The organism is Niabella aurantiaca DSM 17617 (assembly GCF_000374125.1).
Taxonomy (GTDB): Bacteria; Bacteroidota; Bacteroidia; order Chitinophagales; family Chitinophagaceae; genus Niabella; species Niabella aurantiaca.
Genome location: NZ_KB893637.1, coordinates 307,635 through 333,819, shown reverse-complemented (window position 1 = coordinate 333,819; position 26,185 = coordinate 307,635). Strand labels below are relative to the sequence as shown.

The window sequence follows — 26,185 nt, the reverse complement described above, 5'->3', positions numbered from 1 at the left end:
AACGCAAAAGCCCCGTTGCTTGAACAGGGCTTCCACGATAAAAACAATTAAAAAACGCTTATTTCTTTTTTGCCGGTTTGGGAGCGATCATCGCCAGCATCCGCCGCCCTTCCAGCTTGGGCAAATTCTCCAGGGTGCCGAAATCCGCCAGCCGTTCTGCAAACTTCAGTAACAGCAACTGGCCACGGTCCTGGAACTGGATGGCCCTTCCCTTAAATTGTACATAGGCCTTTACCTTATTACCGTCTTTCAGAAATCCTTCGGCATGCTTGGCCTTGAAATCAAAATCATGCTCATCCGTATTGGGTGTAAAACGGATCTCTTTGATCTCCGTAGCCTTGCTTTTGGCCTTCAGCTCCTTGTCCTTTTTCTTTTTATCGTACAAAAATTTGTTGTAGTCAATGATCCGGCAAACAGGAGGATCCACTTTAGGTGATATCTCCACCAGATCCAGCTCCATTTCCTGAGCCATTTTCAGCGCTTCCTGTGTTGGATAAATGCCCTGCTCCACGTTGTCGCCAACGAGCCTTACCTGTGGAACGCGAATGTATTGATTGATGCGGTGTTCTGCTTCTTTCTGGGGTTGAAACCGTCCTTTAAAGAAACCTTTAGGCCTATTATTGCCTCCGGGCCGGAATCCTGTGCCGGGCGGCCTGTAGGCGGGTTTTTGTGGTACTGCCATTTAACTTTTTAAATTCTCCCCGTTACTCCGCCCGTGAAGCAACGTAAATTTTGTTTTTCGAATGAGCCTTACGGGCAAGGCAAAAAAATATTTAACAACAAATATGATGAAATATTGTCAGTCCTGCAATTTTATTTTTTGGGGATTTTTTAACCTTTTGGGGCGGTCAGGTACCATATCCGTATTCTTTCAGGTACAGATCATTGTCCCGCCACTTCGGTTTTACCTTAATAAATAACTCCAGAAATACCTTTTGGTTCAAAAATGCCTCAATATCTTTTCGGGCCATCATCCCTATTTTTTTCACCATACTTCCTTTTTCCCCGATCAGGATCGCTTTCTGGGTTTCCCTGTGTACGATAATATCCGCAACGATCTTTATCAGGGTCTGCTTTTCCTTAAATTCCCGGATCAGGACAGCGGTGTGATAAGGGATCTCATCCTGTGCCAGCTCATATACTTTTTCGCGGATCAGCTCTCCCACAAAAAATTTTGTGGGGAGGTCGCTGATGTCATCCGAATCATAAAACGGCGCACCCTCGGGCAGCAGCTCCACCACAGGCTTGAGGAACGCGTCAAATCCCGCCCCTTTCAGCGCCGAAATCGCCACTACCTGCCTGCAATACGGTTTTTCCTTAAAATAGGCAGCGCAGGCCGCTACCTTTTCAGCCGTGGCATTGTCTGTTTTATTGATGACCAGCACGCAGGGCACCCGCAACCGCAGCCCGGAGAAGATCCGGTCGTTCTCCTCCCAGTCGTCATTCACATCCACGATCAGCAGCCCCACATCCGCATCTTCCAGCGCACTCTTTACCGATTGCATCATCTTCTCATGCAGCTTATACTTCGGTTCGATGATCCCCGGCGTATCCGAAAAGATGATCTGGTAATCCGGCTCCGTCAGGATCGCCTTAATGCGGTGCCGGGTAGTTTGCACTTTTGGAGAAACAATGGCCAGCTTTTCCCCCATCAGGGCATTCAGCAGAGTGCTCTTTCCCGCATTGGGTTTTCCAAATATGTTTACAAATCCGGATCTCATGACTGCAAAAATAACTCAAAAGAAGCCACCGGAACACTGAAGTGCTGAATTAAAGTTTCCCTCTCATGAGCGCAGCCAGGTATTCCCGAAAACAGCCCCAACGGATTGTTAATTATCATTCTTATAGCAAGATCCGGATCCTGCCTGTTTTAACTTTAAAGCATCTTCACAATCTGCTGTGTTTATGAAAAGACTATTGATCATTTTACTTTTAGTGCCCGGCGCATCAACCGCCCAAACGACCATTTCGAACCCGGATGGGACTTACTCATTTTTCTACTACAGTCCTTACGGCTCTACCATCATTTACCCTGACGGGAGCCATGCCATTGTGGTAGACCAGGACAGTACGGCTGCGACCATTGTCTATCCGGATTTTTCGTTCAGCAGGATCTTTTACGATGGGCCTGTGACCACCATCGTCCATTCCGACTTCTCGTATTCCGTTATGGTCAGCGATGCCGCCCAGCCGGTTGCTCCCAGCCCGGAAAGGGACAGTGCTTCCCTTTATAATGATGTACCCGCTACCGTAAAAAGCGCGGCCGATACAGGGTACATACTGCTGAGCGATGATCCTGCGGCAGCCGTCCGACCCAACCCGGGGGAAGCTCATTACATTCTTTTAAACGACCTGGTAGATACCGTAACCATGCATAGCAACCGTTCCAAATCCCCGGGGGAGCGCCTACCTGATACCGGGAAAAATACGGCCAGCCATTCAGAACCGGTACCAGCGCCAACCGGTGAAAAACAAACCAGCCCCGCAACAGAGACCCGTTATTTCCACCCGCCTGGGCAACCGGAAGGGTATCCGGCATCTGCGAAAGGCCCGATCTTTGATTAATTCCGGAACAATGCCAATAAACCGGCATATTATGCATTGAGCATCGTACTGTCTGAAATCCATATTGCAGTGCATATCCGGCTTTTCGCCTGCTTACTGATCCCAAAAGGATCCGGTTTGTTTTATTTCCTCATCCTTTTTGCGAATAAGCAGGCTCAGCTCCTTCACCCGGTCAGGGTATTTTGATGCAAGATCATATTTTTCAGAAGGGTCCTCGTCCAGATTAAAAAGCAGTGGCTTGCCCTTCTCAAAATAGTCGATCCCCAGCTGACTGTAGGTTTTTATATGCAGTTTCCAGGGACCTTTCCGCACAGCCATCAGCTGATGCTCAATGCCCACATAATAGAATTCGGCGCGGCCGGTTCCTACCCCTTTCCAAAGATCGGCATAAGGGTGCCCGTCAATCCTGTTCTTTGGCCTTGCTTTTCCTGCAAGCGTAGCGATCGTGGGGAAAATGTCCAACGCCGTAAATACTTCGCTTACTACTTTACCCCGGGGAATACTGTGATGGCCCCATAAGATAAAAGGTTCGCGCATTCCCCCCTCCCAGGTGCTTCCCTTTCCATCGCGAAATAAACCCGCCGATCCCCCGGCCTGGTTCTGTTTGACCCACGGGCCATTGTCGGAAGTAAAGATCACATACGTATTCTTGTTCAGCCCTTCCTCTTTTAAGCAGCTGATCAGCCTGCCGATATAAAAGTCCAGTTCCTGTACAACATCCCCAAATTTTCCCCGTTTCGAGCTTCCCCGAAAACGGGCCGACGCAAAAAGCGGGGTATGCGGCATCGCGTAGGGCAGGTACACAAAAAACGGCCGTTCCCTGTTGCGTTTGATAAAGGCCGTCGCTTTTTCTGTATAAATTCGGGTAAGCGTCGACTGGTCCGGGTTTACCGTTATAGTATCGTACCCGTTCAAAAGAGCAATGGGCGGATATTTGGGAGGGATCATATCATTGCTGTAAGGCAACCCTACATATTCATCAAACCCGTTTGCAAGGGGTAAAAAAGACCTGTTCGAAGAACCGAGGTGCCATTTTCCGAAGATAGCGGTCTGGTATCCGTCATCTTTCAGAAGTTCTGCCATTGTCTGCTCTTTTGAATGGATGCCCCTTGTAGCGTTGGGGCTCAGCACCCAGCGAAACCCCGCACGCGAGGGGTATTTACCTGTTAACAAGGCATAGCGGCTCGCGGTGCAGGCAGGTGATGCCGAGTAATAATTGGAGAACCGGATCCCCTCTATGGCCATCTGATCCAGATTGGGCGTTTGAATGCCGGGATGCCCGTTGATCCCGATATCGCCATAGCCGAGATCATCCGCATAAATAATGATAAAATTGGGCTTTTGCTGAGCAGCTGCTTTTATAAAAAAGAACAGGCTCAAAAGCAGGAAACAGCTTCTTTTCATGATCGCTCTATCGTTAACAGGTCATTAATAATTATCACGTCTTCAGGCCGGGATCCGGCAGAAACGGATTTAAAGATAACCGTTTTAAATAGCACTTATTCAATCAACCCATACTTTACCGCAAACCGGATCAGCGCGGCGGTGTTACTGACCTCCAGTTTGGTGATCATGTTTTTCCGGTGAGTGTCAACGGTAGAAGGGCTGACAAATATTTTTTCGGCGATCTGGTTGTTGGTCAACCCTTCGGCGATGTATTGCAATACTTCCTTTTCGCGCCGGGTAAGATTGGGCAGGGCATCGGGCAGGATCACCGATGAGGGCCGCAACAGGTGCTCTATGTTCAAACTCATATACAGCCGGCCCTGCATTACCGAGGCAATCGCTTCGGCAATTTCCACGGCAGAGGCGCTTTTGATCAGGTAACCAAGCGCGCCGTTCTCGATCATCCGGGAGATGTAGCTGCGCTCACTGAACGTGCTGATGCCCAAGATCTTCTTCTCCGGAAACTCTTTCCGGATCTTTTTGCAAAGATCAATACCGCTGACGTCCGGCAGATTGATGTCCAGCAATACCACATCTGCAGGCACCTCTTTCAGCAGACCGACTGCCTCTACTGCGTTGCCGGCGGTACCCGTTACTTCGTGATCATCCAGCTTGTCGATCACGGCCCTCAGGCCCTCTATCACGATCGGATGATCATCAACGATAAATACATGTATCATGATCTTGGATTTTATCCGGGGGTTCCTTCAATGGTAACCGAAGTGCCTTCACCGGGCCTGGTACGGATGTCCACAATGCCATTCAGGTAACCGGCCCTCGCCTGTATATTCTGTAACCCTGCCCCTTTCCGGTGTTGCGGATCGCTGCTATCAAAACCCTTACCATCGTCTTCTACGGTCAGTGTAAATTTGTCCGGTTCCCTTACAAGCTGTACCAATGCCTGCCGGGCATCAGCATGCTTGACCACATTATTCAGCAATTCCTGAACAACGCGGTACAGGATGATCTCGGTATCCTGTTCCATTCGTTGCTCCAGCCCGTAAGTCTGCAGGCGCACATTCAGCTTACCGGACTGGTCAATGCTTTCGCAATAGTTCTCAAGTGCCTCCTTTAACCCGAATTTGATCAGCGCTTCCGGCATCATATTGTGCGATACCCGCCGCAGCTCATGGATCGAGCTGTCCAACTGACCGATGATGGTCGCTACGGCTTTTGCATTCTCTTCTGATAAGAACACGTTTCCTTTCATGTTTGATAAGCTTAATTTTACTCCCGATAACAGTCCCCCTACCCCGTCATGCAGGTCCTTGGCCAACCGGCTGCGCTCTTCTTCCTGGCCTTTCATCAATGATTGTGCGGCGATCAGCTGGCGTTCCTTTTCCAATTGGGCAATTTGCTGTTCATGAAGTTGTTCCGATTGTTTCAGCAGCCGATGCTTGCTGCGCAGGTTGCGATACAATAATAAACCGGCCGCCAGCAGCAGTGAAGCGCCGATAATAATGAAAAGTCCCTGGTACTGCTTTTTGTGCAACGCCAGTTGCTGCAGCTGGTTATTTTTCTGAAGCACCAGGATGCTGTCCTCCTTCCGTTTTCCCTGGTACCTGTTTTCTATTTCGTTGATCCTGATCTGGATCTCTGATCCGTGCAGGCTATCGCTCAGCTTTCCGTACGCCTCAAAGTACCGGGCGGCTTCTTTATAGTTCTTATCCCGGTAGTAAGCCCGGGCTATATAGTTTAAAGAGATCCGCTCCCGCGTTCTATCTTTTAATGCTTTGTGTATAGACAACCCGGGTAGCAGATACCGGAGGCTTTGAGCATAATCCCTTAAATGAAAATAGCTCCTTCCCAGTTGAAAAAAGATATTGGCGGTTTCAAATTTCTGGTTGGCCGTTTGGGCATACCCCAGCGCCTTTTTGCAAACAGCGATGGCTTTGCGGTAATCATGAATATCATTAAAATAACGGCCTTTGATCGCATAAAAGCTCGAATTGAGATATGGGGCATTCAGCTTTTTTATGATGAGCTCCGCACTATCAATGGCAATAGTGAACCGGCCGAACTTCCGGAGATTTAAAAGATCCAATGCCACAAACATTTGTACCTGCGCTTTCTTCTTCAGATCCATCGGATGCTTTTGAAACACCTCCAGCGCCCTGGTATGGTACTCCAATGCCTTGCCGAACTGTTTCATATCATTATACACAAGCCCCACATTGGCATAGGCGGTAAGTAAATTTGGCCAGTCTCCGGCAGTGGCGTTCTTTAAATAGCTGATCACTTTAAAATAATGCCCCAGCGCTTCTTCATATTGATTTTGCTGCAGCGCTACGGTTCCCATACTCATCCGGTTCACCATTACATTTTCCCTTCCTTCAGCTGTAGTATCTTTTAAGAAATGCATCTCGGCCAACCGGTAATAATACAGCGCACTATCGAATTTATCTTCATTAAAATAACTACTTCCTATATAGGCGTACCCGCTCCCCACCTGGCCGTCGCTATTCCGCTTTTGCGCCAGCAAAATGCATTGCCGCAAAGGGATCCGGGCAGAATCGGTATTAAAAAAGCTCAGGTCCCATCCCAACATCAGCAACGCCTCTACCCGGCTGCTGTCCTGCATATTCTTACCGGCCAGCAGGGCCTTTAAGCTGTCAATTTCGCGGGACTGGCCAGGCGAAATAAAGGGCATCAATAAGCAGAAAGCAGCAAACAATTTGTAAATATGCCGGTACATAATACATTCAAAATTCAGTAAAAAAAACAATCCGGGGAAGCCTTTCATAAAAATCCCCTTTTTCGTGGATATTTAAAAATCCCTTTTTGCAGGATTGTCCGGAACTGCTGCGGGGTGGAACTTTGCTTTGGATATCATTCACCAGCTTAAATAAAAGGATATGCAACACCCCCTACCGCTCTTCATGCGTATTTCCGTACTATTCATTCCACTGCTATGCCCCATTCCTGCACAAAGCCAGTTTTTAAAACGGCTTGGCAACGAAGTAAAAAGCCGGGCAGAAAACAAAGCCGTACGCGAAGCGGGCAACGCCACCGAAAGCGCGATCGACAAAGCAACGAACGATGCGATCAATGGCATGAAAGGGAGCGAAAAAACCACCAGCGATGCCGCGGACCCGGAAGACGGGAACAATGCCCCGGCGCATATACCCCCCCAACCGGCTAAAGCCAATTATAAAAACTATGATTTTGTACCCGGTAACCGCATCCTCTTCCAGCCCGATATGCGCAACGAAGCCGATGCCGAGTTGCCGGCGCGCTATACCGTTCAGAAAGGAACGGCTGAAATACAAACTTACGAGGGCGAAAAGATACTGCATCTTGAGCCCGATGCCCGCACAGCCGTTGAGCCGCTGATGAGCACGGATCATTACCTGCCCGGACAGTTCACCCTTGAATTTGATCTGATGTGGGAAAACGACGCCGACCATTTCAGGTATGTGAGCGACTTCCGGGTCGGCTTCAGCAAAAGAAATGACCAGAATTACTACAACGGTGGTGCCTATGCTTTTGTGATCAACGGCGCATCCCAATGCTCCTTCGGCAATTCCGGAATTCAAAATTTAACCGGGGCACTTCAAAAATCATTAGGCGGAGGGAACAGCTGGCACCATATTGCCATTTACGTCCGCAAAAATATTGGGAAAGCATATATCGACGCATACCGGGTTGCTGCTGTTAACAACCTTCCCGAAGGCGCCGACAAGTTCTATATCAAAGCCGGCCGGTACGGTATCAAAATAAAAAACCTCCGCCTGGCTGCCGGTGGCGATGACCAGTACAACAAGATCGTTACCACCGGGAAATTCGTAACCCATGGCATCCGCTTCGACGTAAACAAATCCACCATCCGGCCCGAGTCCATGGGCACATTAAATGAAATTGTGAAGCTATTGAAAGATCACAGCGAGCTGAATTTCGAAATCGACGGGCATACGGATAGCGACGGCAACGACGAGGCGAATATGAAACTTTCACAGGCCCGGGCCGATGCCGTAAAAGCGCAGCTTATAAACATGGGCATTGATGGAGGCCGCCTTACCGCAAAGGGCTTCGGCGAAACAAAACCCATGGATAACAATGACAATGCCGAAGGCAAAGCCAATAACCGTAGGGTAGAATTCCTCCGGAAATGAACGCTCCAAACGGAATGCTTCTCTACTTGCATTAGAAGCATCTGCGAGCACCCGGGCTGTTCCACACCATAAAAAAACAGTTTACAGCTCTTCCGCCATGAAGAAAAACAATGCATATCAATACAGGAGCCTGAAGCCGTTCCTTATGATCAGTTTCCTGTTTGCAAGCCTGTCCGTACAGGCACAGCCCGGCGCACTTTCCGAGCGGCCCGGCAAAATAACCGGTTTGCCCGCAAACGGTATATTTAAGGGCGTAACGTCGAAAATGCTCAATACGACTTTTGCCAAAATACTGAGTGGCACCCTGGCCTGCAAAACGCTGGCTACTCCCCGGGGATTTGAAGCGCTGGTCTTTACCACCGTTTCAAAATTTCAGCCGCAATTGGGAGAAAAACGGCATACCGGCACTTTCAATATTTTTCTTTTCAATTATATATCCGGCAAAAACGGCACTATTAAAAAAGCCGATGAAGCCCCGGCATATATAAAAATGTATTTGAACCCCGAAGACTTCTTTACAAATAAGGCCGGCTTTTTTGACGCCTATGATAAAAAACTAAAAATCCCGCACCCTTTTCAACGCATACCGGTAACCGATTCTACCGCCGATTATACTGCTTACAGCTTCAAAAGCTATCCGTTCAACGCGGGCTACTACCGCAATTTTTGCATCCGTATACTGCGCCGCAATCCCAAACCTATATTCGTCGCTTTTACCCGGAAAGATTACGTACAATATTTAATAGCTAAAGAACAATTCAGCATCAAAGAAACGGAAGCACAAATAACCGGCTGCCAGGAACAGATCGCCCAATCAAAAAAAAACCTGAAAGAGCCGGTGTTTAAGAACGCACAAAAGGCTATTGAAGACGGCATCAGCATAATAGAAGGCACCCTCCGCAAACTGCAAACACAAAAAGGACAACACCAGGAGCAGATCCGCAGCTACAAAACCCTGCTGTCAGAAATGCCTCCCGGTGAGGCAGCCGCAACGGCTTATGTAGATATGGAAAGCACCCGGTACAGTAACCGCATGCCGCCGTACCTGGTCCCTTATGGAAGAAAAGAAGGCTGGCCCTTATACATCGTCAACCCGGATTATTACGATAACACTCAACCACCCACAAAAACACAGGCGATAGCAGTCGCTTATTGGTACGACCAGCAGTTTTGCCCGGATCCTTTAAAAGAAAAGACCCGGACCATTTTCGAAGGCATCGATTATCACCAGCTAAAAGAGAGCATGCGTTAACAGCAACATCCGTTTCCATAAAAACAAACAGACATGATCCACAAATACCCAATGCCCTGCCGGATATTATTGCTTACAGCAATGACCGTTTTCCTGGGCTGCAATAAAAAGGATACCAGCTTACCCCGCAACATACCGGCAGGGGACGGCTATATGCCCCAAACAAAGGGACTGAAGCTGACGTATACCATTACTTCCGGCGATGAGTCCGGCGGATCTTCTGTTACCAGAATAACAGATGTTTACGATTCCTCGGGGTACACCGTTGCAAAAGGAACAAGCATCGTGACGGGTACGGAGATCAGCGCGCCGTTTTATATGGTGCACAACAAAGAAAAGACCATCCAAACGGTTGCACCGCTTCCGGTCTACTATCAAACCCTTGATCAGCTTGCTGCGCAATTCGATGTTTTTACGCATGAAGAGCACCCTTACGCCATGACCATCCCGCACAGCAACCAGCGCAATGCTGTGGTGTTTCCCGAAAACATATATACCAAATGGCACTCGGAACAACTGGACGAAGAGGCTTCCCTGATCACCGATAATACCACAACAGTAACACCGGGACAAATCGATTCCCTGGGCAAGGTGACCATTGCTTTGGGAACATTTGATTGCATCAGGGTGCATTATATCTCCAAAGGTCATTTTCACAGCGTTGCTACCGATGCCACGGGGCAGCAGGTCGTCGATTATGAAACCGATCTGGACAGAAAAGAATGGTTTGCGCCCGGCATCGGATTTGTAAAAGGCTCTGAAACCAATTTAAAGACCGGCGGTGTTACAATAACAGAGCTGACGAAAATAGACCACCCGTAAATCAACAGGGTGTGTTTTAAAACTCATGCGGTGTAGATAGCATAAAAATAACAGATCCCACTTTTTAGTGGGATCTGATTCAGTTGCGAAGCCAGGGATCGAACCTGGGACCTTCGGGTTATGAGCCCGACGAGCTACCGCTGCTCTACCTCGCACTGCAAAGATAGGGGATTTCTTTTACCTGGCAAAGAATCCGGAAAGAATGTGTCCTGTTTTTTTTTCCGGGATCGATCCTTTTTAAGGGCCCAGGGATCTGAGTGTATTGTATCCGGGGCAGTCAAAATACGGTTGTGAGAAAAGAGCCTACAATCATTGCGTTGCTCAAGGGCTGACCCGTCCCAAAAAAAATGCCATCATCCGCTAATTGCTGATGATGACATCCAGATCGTCTGCCGGTGCCCTTTGAGGCAAATCCCGCAGCTATGTTTTAAAGAACCGCATTACCATTTAGCATAAGAGCGGGTGCTCTTTTCTTCCCGGGGGCGGGCTTCGGTTACCTTAATGGCGCGACCGTCCACTGTACCACCGTCCAACTCTTTAATGGCCTTGCGGGCAGCCTCATCGTCGGGCATTTCCACAAAACCAAAACCGCGGCTGCGGCCGGTAACCTTATCGGTGATCACTCTTGCGGAGCTCACTTCGCCATACTCAACAAAAAATTCCTTAAGGTCCTCATCGCGAACGATAAAGCTTAAGTTCGAAACATAAATGTTCATGTAAATGAAAAATTTAAAATAATAAAATCTTTGAAAAAAAACAGTGTAAGGAAAGGCTTATAAACCAGATGCAGCGATTGCTTAACGGATCAAGTAGCAAAACATTACAAAATGTATTCTATTCAAACTAACCATGCAAAGGTAAGCAGCTGCCGCTACAAAAAGCACATTTTCTTTCCGGTTATGGTTTTATAACTAAATTTTGATAATTTCGCGCCGTTCTTTTAAACAAAAAGGGCTGTTTGATGGCCGTAATCAGACAGCATACGATTTTCTAATGCCCGTTTTCCGGAACGGGCAGGTTTCCCGGGGTGCTTGATTCCTGCTACAGCAGGATGAAGGCTGAGATGATACCCGTAAACCTGATCAGGGTAATGCCTGCGCAGGGAAGGATGGCTCCTTTCTTTTCAGCATTTCCCTCTCATTATTTTTTTTAACCCGCCCCGCAGATCAATGCAGGGCCCAAAAAATGAAAAAAACAAATGAAGAGGCTATTCATTTCCGGCTGCCTGCTATGGGCAGCACAGATCTCCTTTGCCCAAACGGATTCTGCCATTACAAAGGCAGACAGCTTTTACTTAATGTCGCCCGTGGAGGTGCGGTCGCTGCGGCTAAGCAGTAAAGCTCCTTTTGCCACGTCTAACGTTACCTCAAAGGACCTCGAAAAGCAGAACCTGGGACAGAACATGCCCTACCTCCTCAGCCAGACCCCGTCGCTGATCGTGAGCTCGGACGATGGCGTGGGTGTGGGTTATTCCTCACTGCGGATCCGCGGTACCGATATGACACGCATCAATGTGACCATGAATGGTATACCGGTAAATGATGCGGAATCCCAGGCGGCTATTTTTGTAGACCTGCCCGACCTGGCTTCATCTACCACCACGGTACAGATCCAACGCGGTGTGGGCTCATCCACCAACGGATCCGGCGCCTTTGGCGGCTCCGTGAATATTTCCAACCTGGAGCAAAACAAAACGCCCGGTGCATCCGTCAGTAATTCCTACGGATCTTTCAATACCTGGAAACATACCCTGCAGGCCAATACCGGGTTGCTGAAAGGGGGCTTTCAGTTCGACGTCCGCCTGTCGAGACTCAGCTCCAGCGGTTTTGTCGACCGGGCCTTCTCGGATCTGCTGGCGGCGCATGTGATCGGTTCCTGGACCTCGAAGAATGAAGCCACGAATATCAAATTCAATTACCTCACCGGTAAAGAACGGACCGGGCAGGCGTGGAATGGTTTGGGAATCGCCTTTACCGACCAGGATAACCCGGTCGACTACCAGAAAGAGCTGGAAAAACAAGGCCGGAGCTCCAATACCCTTGGGGAAATCAGCGAAGGCGTTTATTACAACGATCAAACGGATAATTACCGGCAGGACTATTACCAGCTGTTCCTGAACCAGCGGATCAACGCCAACTGGAACGTGAACATCGGTACCTATCTGACCCGGGGAAAAGGCTTTTACAATGAATACAAAGGCGATGAGTCGTTTTCGGATTACGCTTTACCCGATTTTGTAAAAGCACCGGGTGATACCCTGAAAAAAGTAGCTCTGACCCGGCAGCTCTGGCTGGATAACTATTACTACGGTGCCGTTTTTTCCACCACCTACACGACTGCACCTACCCATTTTACACTGGGCGGCGCTTACACCCGTTACGACGGCAGCCATTACGGCTTTGTAAAATGGGCGGCATACGGTGTTCCGCTGGATCACCGGTGGTATGACCTGACAGCTTTCAAAAACGATTTCAACGTATATGCAAAACTGCAGCAGCTGCTGCTTCCTGATCTTTATGGATTCGCCGACCTTCAGTACCGCAACGTGGCCTATACCATCAACGGGTTCCGGAAATCGCCATTGCTGCCTGCTATTGAGAATACTTATCAGTTCTTTAACCCAAAAGCCGGTCTGAGCTATTTTATTTCCCATGGTACTCATGCATCCAGCAAAATATATGCCTCCTATGCCATTGCCAACAAAGAGCCCAACAGGGATGATTTTGAAGCATCTGAAAAAGAGCAGCCCCGGCCCGAACAACTGCAGGATGTTGAAGCCGGTTACCAATACGCCACACCCGTTTTCCAGGCAGGCGTCAACGGCTATTATATGCATTATAAGGACCAGCTGATCCTTACCGGAAAGATCAATGACGTGGGCGCATATGCGCGAACCAATGTTCCGGTCAGCTACCGGGCGGGCCTGGAATTTTCTGCCGGGCTCAAACCCCTGCAGTGGCTGCAGCTGAGCGCCAATGCCACGTTCAGCAAAAACAAGATCCGGTCGATCACACAATACGGAGACGATTACGATAACGGCGGGCAGGTAGCTACGGAGTACCGGAATACCGATATCTCTTTTTCGCCCAATACGATCGCCGGAGCCAGCCTCACGCTTGAGCCCTTATACCAGGTCACCGGCGATCAGCATTTTTTCGTCGATCTCCTGGAAAAATATGTAAGCAGGCAATACCTGGACAATGCTTCGGATAAAAGAAAGAGCATCAACCCATACGCGCTGACCGACCTCCGCCTGCGTTACCAATTGAGCACAAAAACGTTTAAAAATATCGGGGTGGTGCTGATGGTCAATAACCTGCTCAACAAAAAGTACGAGAACAATGGTTATACTTACAGCTATATGGCGGAAGGCGCTTATACTACGGAGAACTATTATTTTCCGCAGGCGGGCATCAACTGGAATATCGGACTGAGTTTGGGGCTTTGAGAATTGAGGTATCAGCAAAAACATTAACAGGCCCTATTCATTTGGGGCCTTTTTTATTTCCTCCATCGCAGCCTCCAGCTCCAGGTCCCTGCCGGATATATAATCATCAATGGTGTAATGAATCGCAATATCGGGGCGTACACCATGCCCTTTTTCCCGGGAAGGATAAAAAGCATTAAAAGGCACGAGGCCAAATGAGTAGGAAATACCCGTGTTTTTCAACCGATTCTCAAAATGAATACCCGCGTTCATGGTATTACGCCCGCCTCCTGTTTCCTCGCCAATGAGCAACGCCCGGCCATCTATTCCAAGAGCATAGGCCAGCACACTTGCTGCGGAGAAGGTCCCCCCGTTTATCAATACATAAAGCTTGTTCCTATAAGAAGCATCCGCCGGCGAAATGAGATCCACCCCCAATTGCAGGTATTGATTCACATACCGCAACCGTTTGCTTTTTACCGGGTTCTTCCGGGTAAATACAGAAACCCCTTTTAAAAGCTCCCCCGGAAATTTCAGAACATGCACCGGTTTTACAAGCAATGCCTTCAGCACCTCCAGCATATAAAACATTTCACCGCCCAAATTCCCCCTCAGGTCGAGGACCAGGTATCTGCAGCCCGGCAGCTCTTTTTCCAAAAGCGCTGAAAAGAAGCTCCGCCCCTGCTGATCCGGATGAAAGTGACTGATCTTTAGATACCCTGTTGATGCATCTATTTTTTTATAGATCATGCCGGGGACCGTATCTACGGGGTCCGCATTTGCAACCGTCTCTTTACTCCGTTCCAGTGCCTGCCGTACATCAAAGGGGGCACCAACAACGAGCACGGTGTCCACAATGCCTTTGTTCCGGAGCACCACATGCAGACGATCTGTAGTTTTAAAAACCCGCTTCCACAGATCGTCCAGGCTGCCATTGTTTAAAAAGTAGTACTTGAACGTAGTGTTATACCCGTCTGAAAAGGAACTGCTCATTTTCCGGCCGATAATTGCTGCGGCGGATATCTTGTTAATGGCGATCACTTCTGCGCCCACCACCAGTTTTTGACAGGATGCGCTGCTGCTGCTTATATAAATTTTATCATCAATGAATTTCAGCCGGAATTGCTCAAATGGCGACCGGTATTTTTTCCCATATTTTATCCAGTCAGCCCCGGTTATTTTTTGCGGCTCTAAATAGTCCGTTTTCAGATGCCCGTCACCAATAAGAGACAGGACCTGCTGTAACCGGTAATAAAATTCGCGGATGGTAAGCGCGCCGGTCAAAGAGGCCTTCAGGCTGTCAACTGCCTTATCCAGCCGGTCTCTTGAGGCATATAAATACAGATTCAGGTGGTATTTTTCCAGATCATTGCAGAGCTGATCGATGTCCGCTTTCATCAAACGGGGAGGATATCCCCTTTCCAGGCGGTCAAAAAGATATTGCGCCCGGGCCCCGGAAATAAAACACAGGAAAATACATACTCCAAAAAAGCGGGACATTACCCAATGATCATTTTGCCTTGAACAACTCCTCTTTCGAAACCACTTTTACTTTTGTACCATCTTTCAGCGTTTGGCTAACGGCACTATACGGTCCGGTCACCACCTCATCCCCGGCCTTTAACCCGCTGGTAATTTCGATATAATTGATGTCCTGTATCCCCGTTTTTACGATGTGCTTCTTTGCCACCCCGTCCTTCATCACCAGGTACACCACTTCTTCCATGTCGTCGGTGCTGCTTTCGGCATCCGGGTTATTATTGGTATTCCCTTTCTGCGCTTCCTGTTCCTTGCGTGTATCGCTCAGGCTCTTGTCGCTTCCCTTCACCCTTGCATTTACCGATGAGATCGGAACGGTAACAATATTTTCTTTTCGCTTGGTCTTTATTTCGGCGCTGGCATTCATCCCCGGCCGGAACGGAAATTTTCTCGGATGCTCCGGATCGACCAGATCCTGATAAGAATTTTTATCGATACGGATGCGTACTTCATAGTTGGTAACATCATTGCTGGTGGCCGTGCCTGATGTTACGGATGTCTTCACACTGCTTGCGATCTTTGTAACAATACCAGAAAATTTGCGCCCGCTATAGGCATCCACTTCTATATCGGCATTATCGCCGATGCTAACTTTTACAATATCGTTCTCCCCCACATTCACCCGCACTTCCATGGTATTCATGTCCGCTACCGTCATCATTTCAGTACCTGCCATCTGCGCGGTACCCACCACGCGCTCGCCTTTTTCGACCTTCAGCGAAGAAATGATCCCGCTGATGGGTGAAGCGATGGTGGCCCGGCCCAGCACTTTATTGGCCGCTACCAACCCCGTTTGGGAAGAGCGCACACCCGCCTGCAGGCTGCGTATATTCTGAAGGCTCGCATTATAATTGGCCCTGGCCGATGCAAGGTCCGTTTCATATTGCTCAAATTCTGCCTTGGAGATCACCCGATCCTGATACAGCCGTTTGTTGCGGTCATAAGCCTGCTGCGCCCGTTCCAGGGTCGCTTTCTGAGCACCCAATGCAGCTTCGCTGTTTGCTACGTTGGCCTGCGACTGACCCAGGCGGGCGGAGGCCTCATCCCGGTCCAACGCATAATTATCTGCATATACCCGGGCCAGCACCTGACCTTTTTTTACACTGTCGCCTTCCTGAACAGTCAAATCCGTGATCTCACCGCTTACATCGGGACTGATCTTGACCTCGTACTCCGGGTAGATCTGCCCGCTGGCCGTTACGGTTTCCGTGATCGACCGGATCGCTGCCTTTTCAGCTGAAACCTTTATAAGCCCCTTATCTTTATTGGAAAACAGTGCAAACAAAACCAGCAATACAACCAAGCCGGCGACTACCAGCAAAATACGTTTCCATTTTTTTTTCATGATCAAATTTTAAACAGGATGTCTGATTAATGATGTAATTTAATACCGTGCCCTTTGTAAAACTCCAGCAATTTCAGTTTAAACACGTAATCATACTGAGCTGAAAGCATATTTATCTTTGCTTTAAACAAATTATTCTGGTTCGTGATCAGGTCGATCGGTTTCAGCAATCCCACTTCAAACCGCTTCCGGGCAAAATCGTACGCCTTCTGGGCCGATGTAACTGCGATCCTGGCAGCATTGTATTTTTCAATGGCTGCCACGGCATTGGTATGCGCCTGGTAGATATCCTGCTTTAATGTTTGGGCATCCTGCTCCTGCGATAGTTGCTGCGACTCCACGTTCAGCTTTGCCTTTTTCCAGCCGGTACGGGCCTGGTGGCCGTTAAAGATCGGCACGCTCAGACTAATGCCAAGGTTCTGGCTGAAGTTATTGCTCAGCTGCCGGAAATAGGTGTTCTTGGTAAATCCGGTCGGTATCTTTTCCTTACTGTTTACCACGTAGTTCGTTCCGTTGATGTCTACAAAACCGATGGGCAGCACCCCATCCTGGTAGTTGGAAGGCAGCAGCTTTTGCGCATTGGAGTACCGGGAGTCCAGCCCCCCAAACAACCCGATCGAAGGATACATCGCCGCTTTTGCCGCCAATACATTCTTAACAGCAGCCTTTACATTCAATTCGTTGATCTTTTGCTGGGGCAGGTTCTCCAGGGCCGAGGTAAACACAACTGCAGGCTCCAGCTCGGCCAGGGGCTCTACCGGGATGCTGTCCACCGGGGGTGACTGCACATCAAAGGCATCAGCCGCATCCAGATTCAGCAGGGCCTGCAATTGCAGCAGCCGCAACCTGAGATCCGCCCGGGCGTTGATCAGCGTAGCGCTGTCGTTGGCCAGTTGCGTTTCCATTTCCGCAAGATTCAGCTCGGGGAGCGCACCCGCTTCCACCTGCTTGTTCACATTATCCCGCTGCTCGCGGCTTTGCTGCAGCTGTACACGGGCTGCGTTGATCTGCTCTTTCGACAGCAATGCCGCCAGATATGCATTGGCTACATTCAGCGCCACATCGTTACGGGCCTTATCAAACCTGGCCACGCTTGCTTCATAAGCAAAATCGTTGGCTGCCACCGTATTTCGCTTTCTGAACCAGTTGAACAGGTCCGCATTTACATTTACCGAATGATTCGCAAAAAGGATCTCATTGGTCGTAAACTGGTTGGAGGTAGGGTCAATGGATCGCCCGAACTGGTACCCCATACTGTGCTGTGTGTTGGCTGTCGGATACAATGCAGCTTTGCTTTGCTCCAGCGTCAGCCGGTCCACGCGGGCCTGTACATCGGCCTGCTTTACCGATATATTATGCGACACCGCGTATGCCACGCATTGTTCCAGGCTCCATTTATCCTGGGCCCTGCCAGCAGTTGCCATTCCCAAAGCTGTTAATACCAGTAATGTATTCTTCATTTCACAAAAATAGACGAAAAAGACAAAAAACAGGATGCAACAACCGGGTTTACAAAGAAATATAGCTACGCGCAAGAATGGTCATCCGGTTATTGCCCATTAATCACCTCCATCTGCACCCGGCAAAAAATCACGCGGATCAAAATCCCCGTCTTCATCATCCGGTGGAAAATCGGCCGGATCGTTGAACAGATGCCAGTCATCCGGGTAATCTTTGCTTTTATCAAAGGTCTTTATCCACTGGATAAACAGGAGCCGGAAAGACTCCACCTCTTCTTTTATTATATCCAGGTATTCCTTGTCGCCCTTGTAAAATTCACCGGCTGCAAACAGCTGCACCTTCAGCTCCGTCATATTCACTTTCACCAGCACGGCATTTTCCATCAGCGCATGATATACGTCATACAGCACTTTGGCCCCGCTGAGTTTGGCACTGGTAACAGAAATATTCTCCATCATCAGGTGCACCGGATGCGTCCGCTCTTTTTCACCGATCTCAAAGCTGGCTTCCAGGCTCATGATCAGGTGTAATAATTCCCGCGCTTTTTTTGCCAGTTGACGCTGCAACCGGTGAAAGGGTTTCCACTCCTCGCCTTCCGCTCCAAAAAAATCATCATCATCCATATGGAATATTTTTTTTAAGTTCTGGCTATTGCTGGTTGGCCGCACCGGGCCCGGGTGCCTGAAACCAAACCGCGTATTGCTGAAAGGGAATAACCTGCTTGCGGGCAAATTACTAAAAAAAATGATGCGTATCATTCCAGCTCCTTACTTTTGCACCGGATCTGGTTTCCCGCCCTGCGGGAATGAAAAGGGAAGTCCGGTGAAAGTCCGGCGCTATCCCCGTAGCTGTAAGGCCACCTCCGCCCCTTTGAAAAAAGGATAAAGGAGAAAGTTGTTCATGTATATGCCACTGTTCCGCTGAACGCGGAATGGGAAGGTTTGAACAAGGCCGAGCCAGAAGACCTGCCAGAACCATGTCCGCATCTGCGGGAAAAACAATATTCAGCTTTCGGGAGAAAAGTACAATATTAGTGGTGTTTTGCAGGCAACCATACAACGTTCCTGCTTCAACAATCTTCTACTATTCTATTTCCACCGGGAGCAGTCATTTTAAAATCAACAAAAATGAGAAAGACGATTTTAATGATGGCTGCTATCATTAGCAGCAGCCTGCTGGCAGCACAGGAAGACTCCGTGTCCATGGACAACGTGACCATTACAGCAACCCGGTTTCCCAAAAAACTAAGTGAAACCGGGAAAGTGGTCACCATTATTTCAAAAGAAGAACTTGAAAAAGCGGGTGGCAAAGAACTGCCCCAGCTCCTGAACGAACAGGCCGGCATCATCGTAAACGGGGCCGGCAGCGGCCCGGGTAAAGATAAAAGCGTTTTTATGCGGGGCGCACACAATGCCTATACCGCCATCCTCATCAACGGGGTACCGGTGATGGACCCCACGGGCGTTGGCGGAGCGTTTGACCTTCGGATGCTGTCCCTTGACCAGATCGAGCGCATCGAGATCTTAAAAGGTGCACAGAGTACGCTGTATGGGTCGGACGCCGTGGCGGGTGTCATCAATATCATCACTAAAAAAGGAAGCGGCCGGTCCGCAAATCTTGCAGGAGGCATCTCCTATGGATCCCGTCACAGCCTGAAGGCCAACGCCGGTCTGAACGGGAGTTTTGGGGAAAGCAGCTACGCCATCTCGTTCGTGCATGATGAAACAAGAGGGATTCCGGAAGCAAAAGATACCCTGGGCACCCAGAACTTTCCGAATAACGGCATGTTGCGGAATGCTGTCAGCATGGATATTGACGGGGCCATAACCCGGGATTTTCACATCAAACCCTTTTTCAGGTACGCCTATTTCAAAAGCAGCTATGCCCGTAACGTTTTCACTCCCGGCGAAAACCGGTTCCGCTCCGGCCTGCTTTCAGCAGGAAGTCAGGGCGTGTATCATTTTGACAAAGGCAGCATTACCGGGCTGTTCTCCTACGATGAAGTGAATCGGAAATATCCCGATGGCTTTGTAAAAGAATACAACGGGAACAAGAAAACAGCCGAGGTCTATACCCGGCTGGACCTGCAGCGTTTTGTACAGGCACTGGCGGGACTTCGGTACGACGAAACGGAAATGAAAGCACCCAACAATACGACACCCGACACGCTTAGCAAAGTGATCAGTCCCTACATCTCCTTTTTTCTCCGGGACCTGGGTGGCTTTTACCTCGAAGCGGGCGGAAGGCTGACCAACCACTCCAAGTTCGGGAACAATTTTACCTACTCGCTCAATCCCTCTTACCTGATCAACGAACAGGTGAAATTATTTATCAATTTTGGTACAGCCTTTCGCGCGCCTTCCCTGTCAGAGCTGTATGGCTCTTTTGGTGCCAATCCGGATCTGAAACCCGAGACCTCCCAGACCTTTGAAGCAGGTGTACAATACACGGCTGCGCATAAAAAAGCAGATGCGCGGATCGTTGGGTTCTTAAGGAACACAAAAGATATCATCACTTTCGATCAGAATTTCCAATACGTTAATTACAACAAACAGAAAGATCGCGGTATCGAGCTGGAAACAACGCTGAAGCCGATCGATCCCATAACCATAAAACTGTTTTACACCTTTGTGGAAGGCACGGTGACCACTGCCACACAAAGTGGAAAAGATACAACCTATAACAACCTGTTCAAACGTCCCAGGAACAGTTTCGGCGCTTCTGTGGGCTACCAGGTCCTGCCGGCCCTGTACGTAAGCTCCAATATTAATTTTTACGGGAAACGCAAAGATCTCTATTATGCCCCCGACGCTTTTGAAGGGGCAAACGTGGATCTGAATGCCTATACACTCTGGGACGCCTACGCCGAATACGGCTTTTTGGAGCAAAAACTCAAAACATTTATGCAGGTCACCAACCTGCTGAATGCAGACTACTACGAAACAAAAGGCTATTCTGTATGGGGCAGGGCCTTCCGCGCCGGCATCCGGTTTCAGTTATAAAAGGCAGGCCCGTGGTCATACCGCAGCAACAGCATACAATATATGGAAAAGCAAAAGGCCCCTCTTCAAAAAAATCCGGTAGTGCTCAACTGGAGTGGTGGAAAGGATGCCGCATACAGCCTGTACCGGCTGCAGCAAAGCGGCCGGTATGAAATAAGGTACCTGCTTACTGTTTTTAATGAGGCCGGCCGGTCATCGATGCACGAGATCCCGGAGGGCCTCATCACCGCCCAGGCCCGGCAGACGGGCATTCCCCTGTTGAAAATATACGTGGGTGCAGACAGCCGCAGCTATGAAGCAGAAATGCTGCGGGTATGTATGCGTGTAAAACAGGAAGGGATCCGGACCGCGGCATTTGGCGACCTGTTTTTAAACGATCTGCGCCGATACCGGGAACAACAGCTGCAGCAGGCGGGCATGACGGGGCTTTTTCCATTGTGGGGCATTGACACCGGTGCCTACCTGCGCAACTTTTTTGAATCGGGGTTTAAAGCCGTTATCTGCTGCGTTAACGGCTCCATGCTGCATCCGGAGGTTTGCGGGCACCCTCTTTCTCCGGCCCTTGTTGCTTCTTTTCCGGCATCCGCTGATCCTTGTGGTGAAAACGGCGAATACCACAGCTTTTGTTATGCGGGACCTGTTTTTGCCCGGCCGGTACCATACCAGACCGCCGGTTTTTTTAACCGGTCATTTCCGTCGCCGGAAGACGAAAGCCGGCAGGTCAGCTTCCGGCATCTTCATTTAAGCAATAAGTAACTCCGCCCCGGGCGGTTTTATACCCGCAACAAATTACCTTTGCAGGAAAACCATAAGCATGGATTCACTGAATTACAAGGCCATACTTACCGTTACGTTTACACTTTTCGCCATTATCGATATCATTGGATCCATCCCCATCCTTATTTCCATGAAGAATAAGATCGGCGGCATCTGTGAGTTTAAAGTAACCGTTATTGCCGGCTCATTGATGATCCTGTTCCTCTTCCTGGGAGAACCCATCCTGAATGTGCTGGGACTGGACGTAAAGTCCTTTGCGGTCGCCGGGTCGATCGTAATTTTCATCCTGGGCATGGAAATGGTGCTTGGAGTGGAATTTTTTAAATCAGACGGCGATGTGAAAGCTTCAACGCTGGTTCCCCTTGCGTTTCCCCTTATTGCCGGTTCCGGAACGCTCACCACCATCATGTCTTTAAAGGCGAATTACAAGGAAGTGACCATTTTGATTGCTATCATCCTGAACCTGCTGATCATTTATATTGTGCTGAAATCCCTTGCCCGGCTTGCAAAACTATTAGGTCCGAGCGGGTTGATCGCGATCCGGAAATTTTTTGGTGTGATCCTGCTGGCCATCGCCATTAAGATATTTGCATCAAATGCTGCGGGTTTATTTCAGCATGTGCAATAAATCTGCCCGAATTGTAATAAAGTTCTTTATATTTGCCGGCCGGTTGAGAAAACCTCCTCCGGAAGAAGATTTTTGAAAGACAAGATGGCCTCGTAGTACAATGGATAGTATAAGAGTTTCCGAAGCTCCAGATACAGGTTCGATTCCTGTCGAGGCTACAAAAGCACAGTTTTACGCTGTGCTTTTTTGTTTTCCGGCCGTCTCAACTTCGAAAACAGATTCGCCATTTCCATTATCTTTGCCAAAAATTTCTGCTTATGTACTACTACAAACTTGTAGTTCAGCCTGATCACATTAACAATAGTCTCTCCTATGTGTTTCTACATGCCGCAGAAAAAAACATTCCGGAAACACCGGAACAATATCTTTCACAGCTCATCAAAAGCAGATTTTCTAACGGATCCTTTGCATACCTGATCGCCATTTCCGAAGAAGATTACGAAGAATTGAAGCAAACCATGCTGGAGATCTGACAAGGTGGTTTTGTTTCACGCAACGGCGCAAAGGTTTAGCGGGCGCAACCTGGCCTTTCCTTAACGCGAAGCCCGCAAAGATCTCCTTACTCTAAGGAGCCGTTATTTCATCGTAGCCGCCACTTACAGATTCCTTTGCGGTTCCCTTGCAGTTAATTGCAGAGATTCTTTACGAAAAGAGAAATAAATCCCCCAATTTTGCCAACAATCATCAACTCAACTATTGTCATGAAAGAGCATGCACTCAAAGCGAACAGGCGTTCCTTTTTAAAAGGTGGTCTGGCCATTGGAGGAATGGCGCTGCTACATCCTCAAAAGGCACTTGCCGCCGGGATCGACCGGCAGGATGAAAATTTCAAGATCGTTGCGGGGCCCTATTTACAGACAAACTTCGGTAACAGTATCTCCATTTTATGGATCACCAATAAAAACGCTTCCAGCTGGGTCGAATACGGCCCCTCGGCAGATGCGCTGGATCAAAAAGCATTTGGCCAAAGCGAGCTGGGATTAAAACCCGCAGGCAGGATCAATTGCGTTACCCTGAACAACCTGAAACCGGGAGCCACTTATCATTACAAAATCGCTTCGAAGGAAATAAAAGACTTCCAGCCTTATAAGCTCACTTACGGAGAAACCCTATCGGGCAATACTGAGCAGTTCACCAATACGGATACGGCCAAAGACAGTGTTTCCTTCGTCATGCTGAACGATATCCACGACCGGCCCAAATCTATTCCCCACCTGCTGGGCCTGGATCAGGGCGCTAAAAGAGACTTTGTCTTTTTTAACGGAGACGTTTTTGACTACCAGACCAATGAACAACAGATCATCGATCATATGCTCATTCCCTGTACCGATAGCTTCGCCAAAAACATTCCTTTTGTTTATGTACGCGGCAACCACGAAACAAGGGGAAAGTTTGCCCGTGATTTTTCTTCCTACTTCCATCATGTGGGGCACACGGCATTTACATTAGGACCGGTGCGCTTTGTGATCCTCGACACGGGCGAAGACAAGGAAGACACCCACCCCGTTTATGCCGGCATTGTGGATTTTGATGCCTACCGCCTGGAACAGGCAAAATGGCTGGAACAGGAGATCAGCAGCAAGGCTTTTAAAAAAGCGCCTTTCCGTATTGTAATGATGCACATCCCGCCCCGCTACTCGGGCAATGCACATGGTGCTGTACATTGCACGGAGGTCTTTGAGCCGCTGCTGAATAAGGGAAAGGTAGACCTGGTGCTGAGCGGCCACACACACCGGTACAAAGTGCACGCGCCGGATAAGAACGGGAACCACTATCCCCTCATTATTGGTGGCGGTCCCAGGGAAGGCACGCGTACCATTACCCGGATCACTGCTACTAAGAAGGATATCAATGTAAGCATGCTGGACGATTCGGGCAAAGAAGTGGGCAGCTACAAAGTTACCAAACGATAAAGCATTTATTTTTGGGTGGCATGCGTTGATCCGGTCCATGATCCGCTTTACCTATTCCTTATGGATCACGGTACGCGCCAGCCCGGGCATTGCCGTTCCGTACCCCGGGTAAAATGTTTCAGGGCGTCGGTCTGTTCTTTATTCCATAAATAATTCATCGCTTTCCACTCGTGGTCTGCAGTTTTTTACCAGCATCCGCGTTTCGATCATGATCTTCTGGTGTTGCTCGTTGATGTAGGCAACGTTTTTAATGATCCCCGTTGAATCCGGGAAATGCAGCAGCCCTTTCACAACACAATGCACCTGGCTTTGGCGGGGCAACACAACAAAACGGTCCTTTACCGGATAATCGGTAAACAAAGGCGTATGCAGCTTATACCGTATCACACCGGATGGGTATCAATTCCTTCGTTCCCCTAAACAATCCGTAGTCCAAAAGCCTGTCTCTATACTCAAAAGAAAAGAATCCGACATCAAAACAAAAGAGCGGTTATCTTTACCAGACATTTAAACCACCTGATTGACGTATGAAAAGGAAGCTTTTATTCTGGAGCATTGTGATCGCCCTTGGCGGGTTGTTATTCGGAATGGACGTTGCGGTCATTTCCGGTGCCGAACAGCAAATACAGCATATATGGAACCTGAGTGATGTACTGCACGGCCAGGCCCTGGCATCCGCCTTATACGGTACGATCATCGGCGCTCTGTTTGGAGGGCTTCCGGCAGAAAAATACGGGCGAAAGAAAGTACTGTTCTGGATTGGCATCCTGTTCTTTATTTCGTCGGTAGGGTCAGCGCTGGCACACGATGTGGTCACCTTTATGCTTTTCCGTTTCCTGGGCGGCCTCGGTGTAGGCGCTTCTTCTGTGGTTGCCCCCATGTTCATCTCCGAGATCGCCCCGGCAAAGAACAGGGGAAAACTGGTTGCCACATTCCAGTTCAATATCGTGTTTGGGATCCTCCTGGCCTATCTGTCCAACTACCTGTTAAGCGGTATGGGTACCGACGCCTGGAGGTGGATGCTGGGGGTCCTGGCCCTTCCTGCGGCCCTGTTTGTAGCGCTGCTGTATTTTGTGCCCGAAAGCCCCCGCTGGCTAATGGTGCATCAAAATGATTATGCCGGTGCCCGCAAGATCCTGGAGGTATCCGATGCTGACGGCGTGGAAGAGGCGCTCCGGTCCATACAGGCAGATGTTGAGGCCGAAAAGAAGAAGGCCGGACTGTCCGTTTTCTTTTCCCGGCGTTATACCCGCCCCATCATTATGGCTGTGCTGGTAGCTTTGTTCAATCAGTTATCCGGTATCAATGCTATCATTTATTTTGCCCCGAGGGTCTTTGAGCTGGCAGGACTGGGAAAAAGCACCGCCTTTTTGCAAAGCGCCGGTGTGGGCCTGGTGAACCTCGTTTTTACCATGCTGGGACTCTACCTGATCGACCGCCTGGGAAGAAAAAAGCTCATGCTCATTGGCTCCCTGGGTTATATCCTGTCCCTGGGCGCTATTGCCGCAGCATTCTATTTTCAATTCCTGGGAGGCATGGCGGTACCGGTGCTTGTCTTCATTTTCATTGCGGCACACGCCATTGGTCAGGGTGCGGTGATCTGGGTTTTTATTTCCGAGATCTTTCCCAACCAGGTGCGTTCCTATGGGCAATCGCTGGGCAGCTCTGTACATTGGGTCATGGCCGCCATCATCACGAGCGTATTTCCCTTTTTTGCCAATGACCCTGCCATCGGACCGGCAAAGATCTTTCTTTTCTTTATGCTTATGATGGTATTGCAGTTGTTGTGGGTGCTGTTTAAGATGCCCGAGACCAAAGGCGTTTCGCTGGAAGAGATGGAAGAGAAACTGGGAACGGGTGTGATGAAATAAGGAGCGGGGAGCAGCCGGCAGGAGG

At 49.1% G+C, this 26,185-nt stretch carries 22 protein-coding genes, 2 tRNA genes and 2 riboswitches; of the genes, 12 read left to right on the top strand and 12 right to left on the bottom strand.

The features are described 5' to 3' along the window. Positions 1-58 precede the first annotated feature (58 nt). Complete coding sequence (gene infC / locus B160_RS29265) at positions 59-682, bottom strand: translation initiation factor IF-3 (RefSeq protein ID WP_018628773.1); 624 nt, start codon at positions 680-682, stop codon at positions 59-61. Between the two features lie 166 nt (positions 683-848). Then, the gene (gene era, locus B160_RS0115115; RefSeq protein WP_018628771.1) at positions 849-1,721 is read right to left on the bottom strand and encodes a GTPase Era; all 873 of its coding nucleotides are present in this window, start codon (positions 1,719-1,721) and stop codon (positions 849-851) included. A gap of 184 nt (positions 1,722-1,905) precedes the next feature. Between era and B160_RS0115105 the strand changes: the two genes are divergently transcribed. Beyond that, positions 1,906-2,565 (top strand): hypothetical protein, encoded by a 660-nt coding sequence (locus tag B160_RS0115105; protein WP_018628769.1) that lies wholly within the window; start codon positions 1,906-1,908, stop codon positions 2,563-2,565. 93 nt (positions 2,566-2,658) lie between these two features. Here the strand turns inward: B160_RS0115105 and B160_RS0115100 are convergent, their stop codons facing one another. The 3 genes from B160_RS0115100 to B160_RS0115090 all read right to left on the bottom strand — a co-directional run bounded on the left by B160_RS0115100 (position 2,659) and on the right by B160_RS0115090 (position 6,754). Next, positions 2,659-3,969 carry a sulfatase family protein gene (locus tag B160_RS0115100; protein WP_018628768.1) on the bottom strand — a complete coding sequence of 437 codons (1,311 nt, stop codon included), beginning with the start codon at positions 3,967-3,969 and terminating at the stop codon, positions 2,659-2,661. Between the two features lie 95 nt (positions 3,970-4,064). After that, positions 4,065-4,691 carry a response regulator gene (locus tag B160_RS0115095; RefSeq protein WP_018628767.1) on the bottom strand — a complete coding sequence of 209 codons (627 nt, stop codon included), beginning with the start codon at positions 4,689-4,691 and terminating at the stop codon, positions 4,065-4,067. An 11-nt stretch (positions 4,692-4,702) separates the two neighbouring features. Then, positions 4,703-6,754, bottom strand: a complete 2,052-nt coding sequence (locus B160_RS0115090; RefSeq protein ID WP_083927719.1) for an ATP-binding protein — start codon at positions 6,752-6,754, stop codon at positions 4,703-4,705. Positions 6,755-6,866: 112 nt separating this feature from the next. Here B160_RS0115090 and B160_RS0115080 point away from each other — a divergent pair, with 112 nt between their 5' ends. The 3 genes from B160_RS0115080 (at position 6,867) to B160_RS0115070 (ending at position 10,197) form a co-directional block, all read left to right on the top strand. Further along, positions 6,867-8,123 carry an OmpA family protein gene (locus B160_RS0115080; protein WP_245562226.1) on the top strand — a complete coding sequence of 419 codons (1,257 nt, stop codon included), beginning with the start codon at positions 6,867-6,869 and terminating at the stop codon, positions 8,121-8,123. 97 nt (positions 8,124-8,220) lie between these two features. Then, complete coding sequence (locus B160_RS0115075; RefSeq protein WP_018628763.1) at positions 8,221-9,375, top strand: hypothetical protein; 1,155 nt, start codon at positions 8,221-8,223, stop codon at positions 9,373-9,375. 33 nt (positions 9,376-9,408) lie between these two features. Further along, positions 9,409-10,197, top strand: a complete 789-nt coding sequence (locus B160_RS0115070) for a hypothetical protein (RefSeq protein ID WP_157558071.1) — start codon at positions 9,409-9,411, stop codon at positions 10,195-10,197. Positions 10,198-10,280: 83 nt separating this feature from the next. Here B160_RS0115070 and B160_RS0115065 read toward each other — a convergent pair. Then, positions 10,281-10,352: transfer RNA gene (locus B160_RS0115065), tRNA-Met, on the bottom strand. A gap of 285 nt (positions 10,353-10,637) precedes the next feature. Then, on the bottom strand, positions 10,638-10,913 hold the full coding sequence (locus B160_RS0115060; protein WP_018628761.1) for an RNA recognition motif domain-containing protein: 276 nt from the start codon (positions 10,911-10,913) through the stop codon (positions 10,638-10,640). Positions 10,914-11,210: 297 nt separating this feature from the next. Beyond that, positions 11,211-11,320, top strand: a riboswitch (TPP riboswitch). Between the two features lie 75 nt (positions 11,321-11,395). On the opposite strand from B160_RS0115060, the gene B160_RS0115055 reads away from it, so the two are divergent. Then, the gene (locus tag B160_RS0115055) at positions 11,396-13,645 is read left to right on the top strand and encodes a TonB-dependent receptor (protein ID WP_018628760.1); all 2,250 of its coding nucleotides are present in this window, start codon (positions 11,396-11,398) and stop codon (positions 13,643-13,645) included. A gap of 33 nt (positions 13,646-13,678) precedes the next feature. Here B160_RS0115055 and B160_RS0115050 read toward each other — a convergent pair whose 3' ends face one another. The 4 genes from B160_RS0115050 to B160_RS0115035 form a co-directional block, all read right to left on the bottom strand. Next, positions 13,679-15,124, bottom strand: coding sequence for a S41 family peptidase (locus tag B160_RS0115050; RefSeq protein ID WP_018628759.1), 1,446 nt, complete (start codon positions 15,122-15,124; stop codon positions 13,679-13,681). A gap of 10 nt (positions 15,125-15,134) precedes the next feature. Further along, positions 15,135-16,508 (bottom strand): efflux RND transporter periplasmic adaptor subunit, encoded by a 1,374-nt coding sequence (locus B160_RS0115045; RefSeq protein ID WP_018628758.1) that lies wholly within the window; start codon positions 16,506-16,508, stop codon positions 15,135-15,137. A gap of 26 nt (positions 16,509-16,534) precedes the next feature. Beyond that, the gene (locus B160_RS0115040; protein WP_245562225.1) at positions 16,535-17,968 is read right to left on the bottom strand and encodes a TolC family protein; all 1,434 of its coding nucleotides are present in this window, start codon (positions 17,966-17,968) and stop codon (positions 16,535-16,537) included. A gap of 99 nt (positions 17,969-18,067) precedes the next feature. Continuing rightward, positions 18,068-18,592, bottom strand: coding sequence for a hypothetical protein (locus B160_RS0115035; protein WP_157558070.1), 525 nt, complete (start codon positions 18,590-18,592; stop codon positions 18,068-18,070). A gap of 145 nt (positions 18,593-18,737) precedes the next feature. After that, positions 18,738-18,956, top strand: a riboswitch (cobalamin riboswitch). Positions 18,957-19,096: 140 nt separating this feature from the next. Between B160_RS0115035 and B160_RS0115025 the strand changes: the two genes are divergently transcribed. From B160_RS0115025 to B160_RS0115000, 6 genes are all read left to right on the top strand, one after another. Further along, positions 19,097-20,971 (top strand): TonB-dependent receptor plug domain-containing protein, encoded by a 1,875-nt coding sequence (locus B160_RS0115025; RefSeq protein WP_157558069.1) that lies wholly within the window; start codon positions 19,097-19,099, stop codon positions 20,969-20,971. A gap of 42 nt (positions 20,972-21,013) precedes the next feature. Beyond that, positions 21,014-21,727, top strand: coding sequence for a Dph6-related ATP pyrophosphatase (locus B160_RS0115020; protein WP_018628753.1), 714 nt, complete (start codon positions 21,014-21,016; stop codon positions 21,725-21,727). Between the two features lie 58 nt (positions 21,728-21,785). After that, on the top strand, positions 21,786-22,376 hold the full coding sequence (locus B160_RS0115015; RefSeq protein WP_018628752.1) for a MarC family protein: 591 nt from the start codon (positions 21,786-21,788) through the stop codon (positions 22,374-22,376). An 86-nt stretch (positions 22,377-22,462) separates the two neighbouring features. Further along, positions 22,463-22,534 (top strand) — tRNA-Arg (locus B160_RS0115010). A 99-nt stretch (positions 22,535-22,633) separates the two neighbouring features. After that, complete coding sequence (locus B160_RS0115005; protein WP_018628751.1) at positions 22,634-22,849, top strand: hypothetical protein; 216 nt, start codon at positions 22,634-22,636, stop codon at positions 22,847-22,849. Positions 22,850-23,047: 198 nt separating this feature from the next. Continuing rightward, complete coding sequence (locus B160_RS0115000) at positions 23,048-24,289, top strand: metallophosphoesterase (RefSeq protein WP_245562223.1); 1,242 nt, start codon at positions 23,048-23,050, stop codon at positions 24,287-24,289. 138 nt (positions 24,290-24,427) lie between these two features. Here B160_RS0115000 and B160_RS0114990 read toward each other — a convergent pair whose 3' ends face one another. Next, the gene (locus B160_RS0114990; protein ID WP_026309792.1) at positions 24,428-24,676 is read right to left on the bottom strand and encodes a hypothetical protein; all 249 of its coding nucleotides are present in this window, start codon (positions 24,674-24,676) and stop codon (positions 24,428-24,430) included. A 140-nt stretch (positions 24,677-24,816) separates the two neighbouring features. Between B160_RS0114990 and B160_RS0114985 the strand changes: the two genes are divergently transcribed. Next, positions 24,817-26,160: a sugar porter family MFS transporter gene (locus B160_RS0114985; RefSeq protein WP_018628748.1), complete on the top strand. Its 1,344-nt coding sequence runs from the start codon at positions 24,817-24,819 to the stop codon at positions 26,158-26,160. The last annotated feature ends 25 nt before the right edge of the window (positions 26,161-26,185 follow it).